Genomic DNA, 14,574 nt, shown 5'->3' on the forward strand with positions numbered 1-14,574 from the left:
GCCGCCCGCCTCCGCCTTGCAGCTGCACGCTCCCCCACTCTCGGCTTCGCTCGAGCGGGGGGACCCCCATGGCCCCGCTCGGCTTGGCCAGGAGGTGCCGTGCCTCACGGCCGACCCGATCCGCCGCACACCCCCTAGGCGAGCCCCGCCTCCGTCAGCAGGTACGCCGTCATCGGGTCGTAGTACCGGGGGCTGACCACGTGGTCGTCGAGGGGGACCGTCACCTGTACGGTCCCCTCGGCCTCGGCGAGGAAGAGTGCCGGGTCGTTGGAGTCGGCGTACCCCACCGAGTCGACGCCGTGCCGGCCGGCGTAGCCCGTCCACCCGTGGTCGGCGACCACCAGGTCGGGCAGCGGGCGGCCCGCGCGTTCGAGTCCCGTCAGGATGGCCTTCATCGGCTCGCCGGAGTGGGTGTGCCACAGGGAGGCGCCGTGCTCCAGGACGGCCACGTCCGCGAACTGCATGACGTACCCCTCCTCCGTCTGCAGCCCCTCCGGGATCACCACGATCTCGCAGCCGGCGGCCCGCAGTGCGGCGGCCGTGGAGTGGTGCACCTCCAGCAGGCCGCCCGGGTGGCCGGTCGCGAACAGCACCCGCTGCTGCCCCTCGGCGGCCTTGCGCAGCCGCCCGGCGAGCCGGTCCAGCGCGGCGACGGTCAGCTCGGGGTCGATGGTGTCCTGGCCGTAGCGGTACTCGGGATCGTCGTTCACACCCACCCGCTCCGCCATCACCGCGAGCACGTCCTGCTCGTCGGTCCAGCGGTCGCCGAGCTCCAGGCCGAGCCAGTAGTGGCGGTTGCCGTTCGCGAGCTGACGGTAGTGCGAGAGGTTGTTCTCCCGCGGGGTGGCGACCTCGCCCGCGATGCGGGTCCGCACAAGGTGGTCGACGAGCTCGGTGCGGCTGGGAGTCCCGGGTATCGGCATGTATCCCATTGTGAGGCAGACGACTGTGCGAATCTCTGGCGTCCCGCGCGCTGGGACGTGCGTCACGTACTCATGCCGCTGAGCCGTCCTCCCTATTGCCCTCCCTATTGCCGGCGCAGCGCGAACCACAGCTCCATGCGGACGTCGGGGTCGTCGAGGTCCGTCTCCAGCAGCGCCGCACACCGGGCGATCCGCTGCCGCACGGTGTTGCGGTGGACCGACAGGGCGACGGCGGTGCGGTCCCAACTGCCGTGCAGGGAGAGCCAGGCGCGCAGGGTCTCGATGAGGGCCGGTGCGTCGGCGATGGGCGCGAGGACGGTACGGGCATGGGCCGCGGCCTCGTCCGCCGACACCAGCTCGGCAAGCCCGCCGCGCTCCCCGTGCCGCACGAGCGCGGACCGGGTGGCACGGGCCCGGGCAAGGGCGCGGGCGGCCTGTGTGTCGGCGGAGGACCAGGCGTCCGGGGAGACGGCGGCACTGACACCCAGCGTCCAGCCGGCTTGCGGCGCGGGCTCGCGACCCGCGGGCAACAGGACGCGTACGACGTCGTCGGCCAGGTCGATCAGCGGCGACCCGAGAGCGCTGCCGAGGGCGGAGGCGGCCACGGGGTCGATGGGGGAGGCGGCGGTCGACGTCGGCTGGGCGGCTCGTGCGGAGGGGGCGAGCGGCGTAGCGCGCGAATCCGTCGCCCCGCCGGTCACCCCGGCTCCGCCTCCGCCCCGCGCGTCGGGCTGGGCGTGCACCACCAGCCAGCGGCCGCCGTCCCCGCCGTCCCCGTCGTCTCCCTCGTCGCCCACTAGCCGCGCCACCTCGACCGGCGCCGCCCCCAGCAGCAGTCGTACGAGGGCCGAAGACCTCGCCGCTGCCGTGCCGCCCTGGTGCTCGGCGGTCAGGAGGGAGAGGAGTACCGCGGCGACGGAGGCGATCGTGTGGTCGCCCGGTTCGCGGTGCGGGGAGGCGACGGCGAGGGTGAAGCCCTGGCCGGTGCCGAGGGCGTAGGCGGCGAGGTGGGTGCCGGCGGTGGTGTCGGTGGCGGAGGTGGGGGTGCCTCGGCCGGAGGGGCGTACGACCTCCGCGAGCTCGGCCAGTGACCGCCGGACGCCGGGAGCCACGGGCCGTCCCGCGCCGGCGATCTCCGCCCCCTCCGGCCCGTACAGCGCGGCCCAGCCGCCCACCCGCTGCCCCAGCTGACGCAGCACCGAAGGCACCGGATCAGGGCGCGAGGCCGCCGCCGCGAGGCTCTGCTGGGCCTCCGTCACACGGCGCAGTTCCGCCGTCCTGGCCTGGGCCATCAGCTGCCAGAGCGCGCGGGCCACGGCGGTGAACGGGGTTTCCGGCGGCACCTCGACGAGCGGGAGCTCGTACGCGTCGCACGCCGCGACCAGCGCACGGGGGACCGTGTCGTGCACCGGGGCCAGTCCGAAACCGAGGGCCACCCCGCCCGCCGCCACGATCCGGGACACGTAGTCGTCGAAGTACGTCCCCGAACCGGCCGCGTCCGGAATGTGCACCCCCGCCGTCAACAGCAGCTCGCCGCCCAGCAGATACGGATACGGGTCGGCCATCTCCGACGCGTGCGCCCAGTGGATGACGAGGTCGGGGTCGACCGGCCCGGCGATCTGCCGCAGGGCCAGGTCCTCACGGGCCAGGAGGGCCGCGAGGGGCACGGGTGGTGTGGGCGGCACTGAGATGTCCTCGGAAATCGGCGCGGTGTGCATTTCCTCCACCCTGCGGCTTGATGATGGGAGAAATGTACACTTCCTCGGCTCTTCTGAGCTGCTTACCGTTGTCGGGAGGCAGTACGACGGCGTGAGGGAGGTGACTCATGACTCTCGGGCAGCCTCGCCTCATGTTTGATCGCGTAGCCGTATCCGTCGCCTCGTTGCAGAAGCTGGATGTTCGTGTGGCGGGTGTCGATGTGGTGTCCGTCGGGGGTGGTGACCCGATGCCGACCGGTGGAGCGGATGGCGATTCGACCGGTGTGGGTTCCGGTATGACGACCAGTGCGGATGACAGCACGAACCAGGTCACCGGTTGCGTAGCCGTAAAACCGCTTCTGCCTCGGCAGGAGCAGGCGGGGAAAGCCGTATGCGTCGGATCGGGTACGCGCATAGGAACCCCGCCCGGTTGCTGTGACGACCAGTACGTCGGTCGGATACCGAACAATGTTGGCGGGGCCGAGATCGCCAACCGCGAGCGCGTCGGTGGTGTGCGTCTTGGCCAGTCCTCCACGCGTGCGGTTGTGCTTCGTCAGCCCGCCCGACCAGGGCCGTACTGGCACACCGAGCCGAGCGAGTTCGCGAGTGAGCTGGAAGCGAGTGGCATTCATGACGGCAGTTCCCAGCAAGGGAGCCTTTGCCTGGGCGAGTATCCGCCGAAGCCGTTCAGGGGCATTGCGGAGGAAGTCCTCGACGGGCAGAGCTCCTCTGGCCTGATTGCACGGCTCGCAGCACAGCGTGAGATTGCTGATTCGACCAGATCCCCCAAGAGCCTTTGGTCTGATGTGCTCGATCTGCAGAGGTACGCCCTTGGTACCGCAGTAGGCGCAGGCTCGTCCCCACCCTGAGGAATTTCATGCAAACACCTGATCGCCCTGCAGTGACCGCCCACCAGTCCGAGGTGCCGCGGGTCGAACCCCGCGGACCCGTCGACTCCTCCCGCGTCCCGCGGTACGCCGGACCCGCGACCTTCGCCCGGCTGCCCCGCCTCGACGAGGTCGGCCGTGCCGATGTCGCCGTGGTGGGCGTGCCGTTCGACTCGGGCGTCTCGTACCGGCCGGGCGCCCGCTTCGGCGGCAACGCGATCCGCGAGGCGTCCCGGCTGCTGCGGCCCTACAACCCGGCGCAGGACGCCTCTCCCTTCGCACTGGCGCAGGTGGCGGACGGCGGCGACATCGCCGTGAACCCGTTCAACATCAACGAGGCCGTGGAGACGGTCGAGGCGGCGGCGGACGAGCTGTTGGGGACGGGCGCGCGGCTGATGACCCTCGGGGGCGACCACACCATCGCGCTGCCCCTGCTGCGGTCCGTCGCGAAGAAGCACGGCCCGGTCGCCCTGCTCCACTTCGACGCGCACCTCGACACCTGGGACACGTACTTCGGCGCGGAGTACACGCACGGGACGCCGTTCCGGCGGGCGGTGGAGGAGGGCATCCTCGACACCGAGGCGCTCTCGCATGTCGGCACCCGCGGCCCGCTCTACGGCAAGCAGGACCTCACCGACGACGAGAAGATGGGCTTCGGCATCGTCACGTCGGCGGACATCTACCGCCGGGGCGCGGACGAGGTGGCCGACCAGCTGCGCCGGCGCATCGGCGACCGCCCCCTCTACATCTCCATCGACATCGACTGCCTGGACCCGGCGCACGCGCCCGGCACGGGCACGCCGGAAGCGGGCGGCATGACCTCCCGCGAACTGCTGGAGATCCTGCGCGGCCTGGCCTCCTGCAACCTGGTCTCGGCCGATGTCGTCGAGGTGGCCCCCGCGTACGATCACGCGGAGATCACGTCGGTGGCCGCGTCCCACACGGCGTACGAACTGACCACGATCATGACCCGCCAGATTGCCGAGGCCCGCGCGAAGTGACCCACGACCACGACCTGGAACTCCGCCCGACGGAGGCGCAGATCTCTGCCGCTCTGAACCCTCCTCCCGGTCGCAACGGAGGAGACCTGGTCGTGGAGACGCTGGCCGGGCTCGGCGCGACAACGGTCTTCGGCCTGCCCGGCCAGCACGCGCTCGGCATGTTCGACGCGCTGCGCCGCTCCGACCTGCGCTACATCGGCCTGCGGGTGGAGAACAACGCGGGGTTCGCGGCGGACGCGTACGGCCGGATCACGGGAGAGGCGGCGCCGCTCCTGCTGTCGACGGGTCCGGGCGCGCTGACGTCGCTCGCGGCGCTTCAGGAGGCGCGTGCGGCCTGTGCCCCCGTACTGGCGATCAGCAGCCAGGTCCCGACGGCGGGCCTGGGCGGCGGCAGGCATGGGTATCTGCATGAACTCCCGGACCAGGCAGCCTCGTTCAGGGGCGTGGTGAAATCGGTCCACACGGTCCGTACGCAGTCCCAGATCCCGTCGGCGATCGCGGAGGCCTGGAAGTCGGCTCTCTCCGCTCCCCACGGCCCGGTGTGGGTGGAGATCCCGCAGGACGTGCTGCTGGCTCAGACGTCGATCCCGGTGGTGACGGGCGGCGACACCTTCCCCGACGACCTGCCTCCGCGCCCCGAACTCACCGCCGTGGCGGCCGACTTGCTGTCGAAGGCCGAGCGCCCGGCGATCATCGCGGGCGGGGGAGTGGTGCGGGCGGACGCGTCGGGGAAGCTGCGCCGGCTGGCGGAGCGGCTGCAGGCGCCCGTCGTCACGACTCCGGGCGGCAAGGGTGCCTTCCCCTGGAACCACCCGCTGTCCCTCCAGTCCTGGATCGAGGACCGCCACACGACGGACTTCCTGGAGGACGCGGACGTCCTGCTGGTGGTGGGCTCGGGCCTCGGCGAACTCTCCTCCAACTACCACACGTTCAAGCCGCGCGGCCGGGTCGTCCAGATCGAGGCGGACCTCGGCAAGCTGGAGTCCAACCATCCGGCACTGGGCATCCACGCGGACGCGCGACTGGCGTTGCAGGCGCTGCTGGAGACGGTGGAGAAGCGGGAGGACACATCGGCTCCGGAGCGGGTGCGCGAGCTGCTGGCAAAGGTCACCGCCCGCATCGCCGCCCAGGAACTCACCCTGGAACAGGATGTGTTGGCGTCCGTCCGCCGTGCCCTCCCCGCGGGCTCCCCGTCCTTCTGGGACATGACGATCCTCGCGTACTGGGCCTGGTCGGCCTTCGACGCCAAGGGCCCCAACCACATGCACTCCGCCCAGGGCGCCGGCGGCCTCGGCTATGGCTTCCCGGCGGCGCTGGGAGCGGCGGTGGCCGACCCGACGACGCCGGTGCTGGCGGTGTCCGGCGACGGCGGAGCCCTGTACTCCATCGCGGAGTTGGCGACGGCGCGGCAGTACGACCTGAACGTCACCTGGCTGATCGTCGACGACGGGGGCTACGGCATCCTGCGCGAGTACATGACGGACGCGTTCGGACAGGCGACGGCGACGGAGCTGGCCCGGCCGGACTATGTGGCGCTGGCGGAGTCGTTCGGGGTGCCGGGGGTGCGGACGACGCCCGAGAACCTGGAGGCGGACCTGGCGAAGGCGCTCGCCTCGCCGGGCCCGTCGGTGGTGGTGCTCCCTGCCGTGCTGCGCATGTTCGCGCCTACGCACCTGGATGGCTGACCGGGTGGCGATCGCGTTCCGTGGGCTCATCCCTCGAACTTGTTGACGGCCAGTGCAGTGGCGGCGATCAGCAACGTCAGTACGGCGGCGGACGCCTTGCCCCCCTTCATCACCGCCACCGCGAGACCGTCTCCTGCCTGGAGCGAGAGGACAGTTGTGATGAGGCCGACCAGTCCGGCACCCAGGAGAGCGACGGTCAGGCCCAGGACGGTCAGGGCGAGGCCGGTCGGAGTGAAGATCATAGGAGTCACCTTCCATCGGTGGTCTTGCGCCTGAGGTGAATCTCCCGGACGGTTCGTACATCGCTGTTCACTGTGTACGTGGATGTACGGCCGCGTGCGGTGTACTCGAACCAGCCATCCGGAGGGGGACGTTGGCGAGTGACGGGCGGAGCGAGGGCGAGGCGGCCGGGGCTCTGGCCGTCCTCAAGAAGCGTCTGCGCGACGCGCGCGAGTCACAAGGGAAAACCGAGGCGTGGCTTGCCGAAGTGACGCAGCTGTCGCGCGGGGCCGTGCGCAACTGTCTCGGTGGTCCGGCGATGCCTCACCGTGACACGGTCGAGCGAGTGGGCCGGGCCCTGGGGGTCAGCAAGACGTCGCTGCTCGGCCTCTGGACACAGGCTCAGCAGGAGAAGGCGGCCCGGATGACCGGCACGAGGGCGTGGTGGCGGGTCGGTCGTGGCCGGCAGGTCGAGATCGACGGGGCGAGAGCCGAAGTACGCGACGGGGACGGGAAGATCTCGTACCTCCTGAACCGGGGAATGCCGAGGCGACGAGACTTCTCCACGCAGGAGGCGCAGGAACGACCCAGTCTGTTGCTCAGGGCCGACCACCAGCAGATTGACTTCGTCGGCAGGCGAGCCGTGATGGAGTCGCTGAGGGAGTGGAGAGATCCGGACGGTCCCGACCCGGACCCGGTGGATGTGCGTCTGCTCCACGGACCTGCCGGGCAGGGGAAGTCGCGGCTGGCCATCGAGTTCGGGGCGGTGAGCCGGGTCGCGGGCTGCTCGGTCCTCCAGGTGCGACACGGCACGGACCAGACGGCCTCGGACATGCTCGACGTAGAGCCGGCCCTGGCTCCGGCCGAGCCCGGTCGTCCGGAAACGCTGCTTCTGGTCGTCGACTACGCCGAGCGCTGGCCGCACCAGCAGCTCGTCGACTTCCTCGACGACTGCCGAGAGCAGGGACACCGGAGAGTTCGGGTACTGCTCATCTCACGCTCGGTCGGAGGGTGGTGGAGTACACCCACGCGGTACCTCACGGATTGGGGAATCCCCTTCGGTGACGTCAGGCTTCCGCCGCTGGAAGAGGACGAGGGCATCGACCGCGGCATGCTCTACACCCGGGCCTGCGCATACTTCGCATCGGCCGTCGACGCGACGATGCCCGACGAGCCGCGCGATCTTACGGGCGACGGATTCTTCACCGTGCTCGCCGTGCACATGGCCGCCTTGGCCGACGTTGAAGCCCAACGCCGGGGTGAGGCACCCCCCAGCAGCCGGGCCGGCATTTCGGAGTACCTGGTGAAGCGGGAGCGTGAACAGTGGGAGCGGCTCCTGCAGTCCGGGCGGGTGGCGATCGGACCAGATGTCTTTGCGCAGGTGGTGTACACAGCGGCACTCACCGGGGCGCTGCCGCGGAACGACGCCGTCGCCGCGGTCGCGCGAGTAGAGGTGGACTGCCACGAAACGCCGGCGAAGGTGGTCAAGGACCACGCCGTCGCCTACCCCGTGCACCAGTCCGGCACCGTTCTGGAGCCGCTCCATCCCGACCTGCTTGCCGAGGACTTCCTCGCGCTGCTCCTGCCGGCCGAACCGGCCTTCTCCCCGCTCGGCGACGACTGGGCCGTGGACGCGCCACGGCGGCTGATCCTCGGCGAAGCGCTCACCGTCGAGGAGGAGCAGGTCGTCAGTGCTGCGTGGACCAAGCGGGCGCTGATCACCCTGATCGAGGCCGCTCGGCGTTGGGAGCACGTCACCCGCCGACAACTCGTCCCGTTGCTGGCGGATCATCCCGAGTTGTTCCGACAGGCAGGCTCGGCCGCGATCTCCCGGCTGGCGGACAACCTCTGTATACCCGAGTCCCTGCTCGACGCGCTGGAAACCGCGCTGCCCTTCATGGACGTGGAACTCGATGCCGGAGCCGCGGCACTGGCTGAGCGCCTCACGGACTATCGTCTGCGCGAGGCGGGAGCCGATGTGTACAAACGAGCCTTGGTCCATCGGCAGTTGGCGCACCGCCTCGACCACGCGGGGGAGTATGTCAAAGCCGCCGCCGAGATCCAGAAGGATCTCGAGATCTTCCGGGAGCTCAAGGACAGGGACGAACACCACCTCGCGCGGTTCGCTGTAGACCTGGACTGGGCCGGAGTCATCTTCACGCGGAGCGGAGACCACGTACGGGGCCTGGAGGCCACGCGCGAGGCGATCGGCATAGAAACAGAACTCGTGGAACGCGTCGGTAGGGCGAACCCGGAACTCGCGGACGAATACCGGCGCATGCTTACCTACAGTCTGGGCAACCTCGCGGGGCGGCCTGGGCTTTCCGCCGAGGAGCGGAGGGACGAAGCGCGTGAGGGGGCTCGCCTCAGTCGGCAGCTGATCGGTGAGGGCGATCCCGCCCAGGACGGCATCGAGCTGGCTGGATGCCTCCATAATCTCGGCTGTGCGTTGATCGACCTCGGGGAGTTCGACGAGGCTCTGGAGCACCTGCACAGTGCGGTGGCGATCCGGCGATCGCAGACGCATCGGCACTTCGGGTACTACGCGCCGCTTCTCGAAATCGTGCTCTTCGACCTCAGGGATTGCCATGCCGCCATGGGGTCCCTGGATGCGGCACTGACCATCGCCGAAGAGCATGTCCGACTCCTGCGGACCTTGGCCGAGGCCAGCGAAGGCCGGTTCGACGACCGACTGGAGGCCGCCGAGAGGCGCCTTCGGGACCTTGCCCGGTCGGCCGACTGAGTGTCCCGGCAGATCCGCGGGGGGTCCGGGTGCGGAGGACCACCCGGACCCTCGCGGGCCCGCCTACCAGATCGCGTCGACCCACTCCGGGTGGTCGATGAACGGGTTCCGGTTGTGCTGGTACGTGGTGTAGATGACGTCGTTGCGGTTCTCCTCGAAGGAGGAGGGCGGGTCCTCGTCGTTCCACTGCTTCAGGATGGAGAGCTTGCCGATGTACGGGTTGGAGCCGTTGTTGACCTGGTCGTCGGGCTCCAGGTCGGCGAAGCCGTCGTCGCCCTCGTAGCGGACGGCCATGTAGAGGATCATGCGGGCGACGTCGCCCTTGACGGCGTCGCGGGGCTCGAAGGAGTCCGAGTCGACCTTGCTGCCGCCGCTGTTGGTGAAGGTGGAGCCGCCCTCGTCGAAGTCGAGGTTGCCGCGCTTGCCGTTGACCGCCACGTCCTCCGGGCGGATGTGGTGCAGGTCGGTGCCCGGACCGGTCGAGGTGGTCAGGTCGCCGTGCGAGATCGCCCACACGTGCTCGCGGTTCCAGTCGCCGCTGTCACCGCCGTTGAGCGACTTGCTGCGGGAGATGCCCGAGTAGAGCAGGATCACGTTGCTGCTGTTGTTCGGGTCCTGGTCCGTGACCTTGAGCGCGTTCCAGAGCGCCGAGTACGACAGCTTCGACACACCCGTGCTGATGATCGTGTGCAGGGAGGACTTGAGGCTGGTGCCCGTCTTGCCGATCGCGTTCTTGTAGTACGTCGAGTCGTACGCGGTCGTCGTCGCGGAGGCCGGGGTCGCCGTGACGGCCGGTGCGGCGAGGCCGACCAGGACGGCTGCGGTGGTGAGGGCCACCGACTTCCAGCGGCGGATGCCTGTCGCCAGCATAAAGGTTGTCCCATCTACGCGGGTTGAATGGAGGCGGCAAGAGGGAGGGTGACATGGACATGAGGTCTTGTCGGTTAACGGGACGTTAAAAACGGCCCCCGACCGTGTGGTCGGGGGCCGTTGTGGGATCGGTTCGCGTCAGCCGACGTCCGACGGGTCCAGACGGTAGACCGTCGAAGTGCTCGACTGGTTCGAGGAGTTCGAGGAGCTGGACGTCTTCGAGGAAGACGAACTCGACGACTCCGACGTCGCGTTCTTGTTGTACGCGCTCTCCTTCACCGCCGTGCCGTGCTTCTGCACCCAGCTGGTGAGTTCCGTGTTCGCGTTGTTGCCGCCACCGGGGCCGCCGCCCATGCCGCCGCCGAGCTGGATGTAGTGCAGCTCGCCCTTCTTCACCAGTTCCTTGAGCTTGGCGAGGGTCATCGCCTTGTCGGAGCCGGTGAAGCCGAACATCGAGATGACGGGCTTGCCGGTGCTGAGGATCATCTGGCCGGCGCTCTGCGAGTTGGAGACCGCGATCAGCCACTCGGCGCCGTCCTGGTGCTTCTCCAGGTACGAGATCAGCTGGCTGTCGGCGCCGCCCATGCCGCCGCCGCCCATGCCGCCGCCCATGCCGCCGGCCTCACCGCCAGGAGCCGTGCCGCCGCCGGGGAACTCCCCGTTCGTGCCGCCCTGTTGGCCGCTCTGGCCGTTCGGCGCACCGCTCGGCATACCGCCCTGCGGCAGCTCACCGTTGCCGCCGCCCGGCGTCATCTGACCGTTCCCGCCACCGGGAAGCTCGCCGTTCGCCTGACCGCCGCCCGGCATCTCGCCGTTCGCCTGGCCGCCCTGCTGCGTACCGCCCTGCTGGCTGCCGCCCGGCCCGTTGCCGCCGCCGAAGCCGCCCCGGCCGCCACCGCCGCCGGGACCGCCCATGCCGCCACCGGTCGACGGGCCCGCCGTCGGGTTGGTGCCGCCCATCATGCCGCTGGAGGAACCGAAGGCCGGGGAGGCGGCGTATGCCGTCGGACCGGCGAGGGCCGCCACGATCGCCGCCGCGATCGACGCGCCGAGCAGCCGCACCTTCGTACCGGAGGTGACGGAGCGGAAGACGAACAGACCCACGATCGCGAGGACCATGACCACGGCGACCGCCGGCCACAGCCAGGTGTTCCAGCCGGTCGCCCGGCGCAGGAGCACCACGGCCCAGATGCCGGTGACGGCCAGACCCGCCGGCAGCACCCACGACCAGCGGGCGTCGCCGCCGCGGAAGGCGCGCCACAGCATGACGCCGCCGCCACCGGTGAGCGCCGCGATGCCCGGGGCGAGCGCGGTCGTGTAGTACGGGTGCATCGTGCCCTCGGCCATGGCGAAGGTCAGGTAGTGCAGGACCAGCCAGCCGCCCCACAGGATCAGCGCGGCGCGCGTGAGGTCGGTGCGCGGGGCGCGGCCCACCAGGACGATGCCGGCGACGCACGCGAGGAACGCGAAGGGGATCAGCCAGGAGATCTGGCCGCCGAGGATGTCGTTGAACATACGGCCGATGCCCGCGCTGCCGGCGAACGTCGCACCGCCACCACCCCCGCCGCCGTTGCCCTCGCCGCCGAGGACGCGGCCCAGGCCGTTGTAGCCCATGATCAGGTTCCAGGCGGAGCCGTCGGTCGAACCGCCGATGTAGGGGCGGTCGTCGGCGGGGACCAGGGAGACCGCCGTGGCCCACCAGAAGCTGGAGACCGCCAACGCCACCGCCGCGAGGGCCAGGTTGACGACCTTCTTCTTCCAGCCGAGCTTGGAGGCGTACACGTACACCGCGAAGACGGCCGGCAGGGCGATGTAGCCCTGGAGCATCTTGGTGTTGAAGGCGAGGCCGAAGCAGACGGCCGAGCCGATCAGGGGCAGCAGCCTGTCGGTGCGGACCGACCTGAGCGCGAGGGCCGCACCGGCGACCATCAGCAACACCAGGATGGTGTCGGGGTTGTTGTCCCGGTTGATGGCCACCGTGATCGGGGTCAGCGCCAGGACCAGGGCGGCGATGGTGGCCGCCACATGGCCGAAGTGACGCTTCACGGAGGAGTGCAGGATCCAGATCGTGCCCAGCGCGGCGGCGATCTCCGGCGCCATCATCTGCCAGGTGCCGAAGCCGAAGAGCCGGCAGGACAGGCCCATGATCATGAGCGCGAACGGCGGCTTGTCGACGGTGATGAAGTTCCCGGCGTCGAGCGAGCCGAAGAACCACGCCTTCCAGCTCTTCGTGCCGCTGTAGACGGCCGCGCTGTAGAAGCTGTTCAGGCTGTTGCCGGACAGGTTCCAGCCGTAGAGGACCGCCGCCAGGACCAGGATCGCGATCAGGGCGGGGAGCGACCAGCGCGGGGCTCGCTCCGGGGGCGCCTGGGCGGGTGGGGCCGGCGGCGGCCAGTCGGCGGAGACGGGCTCGGTGTGGGGGAGTGGATCGGTGGCAGATGTCACGAGGGCATCGTGCAGAGGCGGGGTGAGCGCGCGCTGTGCCGAACCTGGCCCTTGCCTGTGAATTCGCAAAGGGCGCGGTAACGCGTTGTACAGCCGTTGCCCAACAAGCCCGCTGATGCGTACAACCTTTCACCCGAACCTGTGTGTCAACAGGGGCATGACTCACGGGATATCCACCAGACGCGCGAGAGCGCTCGTCACCGGGGCCGTCGGCCTCGGTGTCCTCATACCCGCCGTGGCCGCCGCCTCGCCCGCCGCCGCGGCAACGACGCCGACCGTCAGCTGTACGTCCTCCAAGGCCGCGCTGGCCACCAAGTTGCAGAAGGACATCACCACCGCCCTCGCGAACCGCAAGGGCACGATCGCCGTAGGCCTCTACGACCGCACCACCAACACCACCTGCTCGCTCCGCGCCACCTCGTCCTACGACTCCGCGAGCGTCGTGAAGGTCACCGTCCTCGCCACGCTGCTCTGGGACGCGAAGAAGCACAACCGCTACCTCACCGACACCGAGGCCTCGCTCGCCAAGGCCATGATCACCAAGTCGGACAACACCGCGACCAGCAAGCTCTGGAAGCAGCTCGGCCTGACGAAGATCAAGGGTTTCCTGAGCGCCGCCGGCATGACGAAGACCGTCCCGGGCGCGAACGGCTACTGGGGTCTGACCCAGATCAACGTCACCGACGAGCAGAAACTGCTCAAGCTGATCACCGCGAAGAACGACGTCCTCAGCGACAACTCCCGTGCCTACATCCTGAAGCTGATGGGCCAGGTCATCTCGTCGCAGCGCTGGGGCACGCCGTACGGCGTCCCGTCCGGGGTCTCGTGGCACGTCAAGAACGGCTGGCTCCAGCGCTCCACGCACGGCTGGCGGGTGCACAGCGTCGGCACCTTCAACGGCGGCGGCCACGACTACATGATCACGGTGCTCACCTGGGGCAACAGCACCATGAACTACGGCATCACGACCATTCAGGGCGTCGCGAAGGTCATTCACAGGGATCTGGCCGCGAGTTGACCACTGCCGGTCTCCCGACCGTCACCGTCCCGTCCTACGGTGGCGCCCATGCGCCTGAGAACCGTACTCGCGACCACCACCGCGGCCCTGGCGGCGGCCACCTGTCTGTCCGCCGCCGGGCCCGCCACCGCTGACGTCGACTCGTCGGTGAACCACGCCTGTTCGCCGTCCGTCTCCCTCGACAGCTTCTCCGACGCGCTGGACAAGACGACGTTCGACGGCACGTTCGTCGGCAACTTCTCCGCGCTCGCGATCGACAGGGACGGCTCGATCGCCGCCCTGGAGGACCGCTCCTCGCTGTTCGACCTGGACGCGCAGACCCTCCGGCCGAAGTCCGTCGTCCAGCTCGCCGACGCGAAGGGCGCCGCCCTCGACAGCGAGGGCCTCGCCATCGACCGGGACGGCACCCGGCTGATCACCTCCGAGGTCGAGCCGTCCGTACGGCGTTACAGCACCGACGGCAAGATCCTCGACCGGCTCCCGGTGCCGACCTCGCTGCTCGTCGCCCCGGCCGGACGCGCCACGTCCAACCTGACCTTCGAGGGACTGACCCTGCTGCCCGGCGGCCACACCCTGCTGGCCTCGATGGAGGGAGCCCTCTCCGGCGACAGCTCCACCATCCTCCGCTTCCAGACCTGGGAGCGGACGAAGGGCGGCCACTTCAGGCTCTCCGCCCAGTACGCCTACCCCGTCGACGCCGGTCTCGGCGTCCCCGAGGTCCAGGCCACCCCCGACGGCCGCCTCCTCGTCCTGGAGCGCGGCTTCACCTCCGGCGTCGGCAACACCGTCCGCCTCTACCTGGCCGACCCGCGGCATGCGACGGACACCGGCGGCATCGAGAACCTGACCGGCGAGGCGGGCGTACGGCTCATCAAGAAGACCCTGCTCGCCGACGTCGCCGACTGCCCCTCCCTCGGCGCCACCGCCAAGCAGCCCCAGCCCAACCCCCTCCTCGACAACATCGAGGGCATGACCATCACCGGCCACCACGGCGGCCGGCTCCACCTCCTTCTGGTCAGCGACGACAACCAGAACGCCGTACAGACGACCCGCTTCTACCGGCTCACGGCACGGGTGAAGTGACAG

At 69.9% G+C, this 14,574-nt stretch carries 11 protein-coding genes and 2 pseudogenes; 6 read left to right on the forward strand and 7 right to left on the reverse strand.

The features are described 5' to 3' along the window. Positions 1 to 134: 134 nt before the first annotated feature. The 4 genes and pseudogenes from ACWC09_RS29580 to ACWC09_RS29595 all read right to left on the reverse strand — a co-directional run. Positions 135 to 923 carry a phosphatase gene (locus ACWC09_RS29580; RefSeq protein ID WP_450853973.1) on the reverse strand — a complete coding sequence of 263 codons (789 nt, stop codon included), beginning with the start codon at positions 921 to 923 and terminating at the stop codon, positions 135 to 137. A 104-nt stretch (positions 924 to 1,027) separates the two neighbouring features. Then, complete coding sequence (locus ACWC09_RS29585; RefSeq protein WP_450853974.1) at positions 1,028 to 2,641, reverse strand: PucR family transcriptional regulator; 1,614 nt, start codon at positions 2,639 to 2,641, stop codon at positions 1,028 to 1,030. 62 nt (positions 2,642 to 2,703) lie between these two features. Next, positions 2,704 to 3,252 carry a hypothetical protein gene (locus ACWC09_RS29590; RefSeq protein WP_450853975.1) on the reverse strand — a complete coding sequence of 183 codons (549 nt, stop codon included), beginning with the start codon at positions 3,250 to 3,252 and terminating at the stop codon, positions 2,704 to 2,706. 102 nt (positions 3,253 to 3,354) lie between these two features. Then, positions 3,355 to 3,459, reverse strand: a pseudogene (locus tag ACWC09_RS29595) (HNH endonuclease); the annotation flags it as partial. Positions 3,460 to 3,521: 62 nt separating this feature from the next. Between ACWC09_RS29595 and speB the strand changes: the two are divergent. Together speB and ACWC09_RS29605 are read left to right on the forward strand one after the other, a co-directional pair. After that, complete coding sequence (gene speB, locus ACWC09_RS29600) at positions 3,522 to 4,508, forward strand: agmatinase (RefSeq protein WP_450853976.1); 987 nt, start codon at positions 3,522 to 3,524, stop codon at positions 4,506 to 4,508. Continuing rightward, a complete protein-coding gene (locus ACWC09_RS29605; protein ID WP_450853977.1) occupies positions 4,505 to 6,193 on the forward strand; it encodes a thiamine pyrophosphate-binding protein in 1,689 nt (562 codons plus the stop codon). The genes speB and ACWC09_RS29605 overlap by 4 nt, the downstream gene beginning before the upstream one ends. 26 nt (positions 6,194 to 6,219) lie before the next feature. Here the strand turns inward: ACWC09_RS29605 and ACWC09_RS29610 are convergent, their stop codons facing one another. After that, complete coding sequence (locus ACWC09_RS29610) at positions 6,220 to 6,435, reverse strand: hypothetical protein (RefSeq protein ID WP_450853978.1); 216 nt, start codon at positions 6,433 to 6,435, stop codon at positions 6,220 to 6,222. A 35-nt stretch (positions 6,436 to 6,470) separates the two neighbouring features. Here ACWC09_RS29610 and ACWC09_RS29615 point away from each other — a divergent pair. Continuing rightward, positions 6,471 to 6,773, forward strand: a pseudogene (locus ACWC09_RS29615) (hypothetical protein); the annotation flags it as partial. A gap of 438 nt (positions 6,774 to 7,211) precedes the next feature. Then, a complete protein-coding gene (locus tag ACWC09_RS29620) occupies positions 7,212 to 9,155 on the forward strand; it encodes a tetratricopeptide repeat protein (RefSeq protein WP_450854038.1) in 1,944 nt (647 codons plus the stop codon). A gap of 63 nt (positions 9,156 to 9,218) precedes the next feature. Here ACWC09_RS29620 and ACWC09_RS29625 read toward each other — a convergent pair whose 3' ends face one another. Both ACWC09_RS29625 and ACWC09_RS29630 read right to left on the reverse strand, forming a co-directional pair. After that, the gene (locus ACWC09_RS29625; protein ID WP_450853979.1) at positions 9,219 to 10,025 is read right to left on the reverse strand and encodes an endonuclease I family protein; all 807 of its coding nucleotides are present in this window, start codon (positions 10,023 to 10,025) and stop codon (positions 9,219 to 9,221) included. A gap of 138 nt (positions 10,026 to 10,163) precedes the next feature. Further along, positions 10,164 to 12,470, reverse strand: coding sequence for a glycosyltransferase family 39 protein (locus tag ACWC09_RS29630; RefSeq protein ID WP_450853980.1), 2,307 nt, complete (start codon positions 12,468 to 12,470; stop codon positions 10,164 to 10,166). 157 nt (positions 12,471 to 12,627) lie between these two features. On the opposite strand from ACWC09_RS29630, the gene ACWC09_RS29635 reads away from it, so the two are divergent. Both ACWC09_RS29635 and ACWC09_RS29640 read left to right on the forward strand, forming a co-directional pair. Next, entirely contained in the window at positions 12,628 to 13,488 is an 861-nt protein-coding gene (locus ACWC09_RS29635) for a serine hydrolase (protein WP_450853981.1), read from the forward strand. Positions 13,489 to 13,536: 48 nt separating this feature from the next. Then, positions 13,537 to 14,571 carry an esterase-like activity of phytase family protein gene (locus tag ACWC09_RS29640; RefSeq protein ID WP_450853982.1) on the forward strand — a complete coding sequence of 345 codons (1,035 nt, stop codon included), beginning with the start codon at positions 13,537 to 13,539 and terminating at the stop codon, positions 14,569 to 14,571. Positions 14,572 to 14,574: the final 3 nt, after the last annotated feature.

This window comes from Streptomyces sp. NPDC001617, from assembly GCF_053596855.1.

Excerpts from the sequence above, each read along its gene's own strand:
- ACWC09_RS29580 (WP_450853973.1), bottom strand. The coding sequence starts at position 923 with ATGCCGATACCCGGGACTCCCAGCCGCACCGAGCTCGTCGACCACCTT.
- ACWC09_RS29585 (WP_450853974.1), bottom strand. The coding sequence starts at position 2,641 with ATGCACACCGCGCCGATTTCCGAGGACATCTCAGTGCCGCCCACACCA.
- ACWC09_RS29590 (WP_450853975.1), bottom strand. The coding sequence starts at position 3,252 with ATGAATGCCACTCGCTTCCAGCTCACTCGCGAACTCGCTCGGCTCGGT.
- ACWC09_RS29610 (WP_450853978.1), bottom strand. The coding sequence starts at position 6,435 with ATGATCTTCACTCCGACCGGCCTCGCCCTGACCGTCCTGGGCCTGACC.
- ACWC09_RS29625 (WP_450853979.1), bottom strand. The coding sequence starts at position 10,025 with ATGCTGGCGACAGGCATCCGCCGCTGGAAGTCGGTGGCCCTCACCACC.
- ACWC09_RS29635 (WP_450853981.1), top strand. The coding sequence starts at position 12,628 with ATGACTCACGGGATATCCACCAGACGCGCGAGAGCGCTCGTCACCGGG.
- ACWC09_RS29640 (WP_450853982.1), top strand. The coding sequence starts at position 13,537 with ATGCGCCTGAGAACCGTACTCGCGACCACCACCGCGGCCCTGGCGGCG.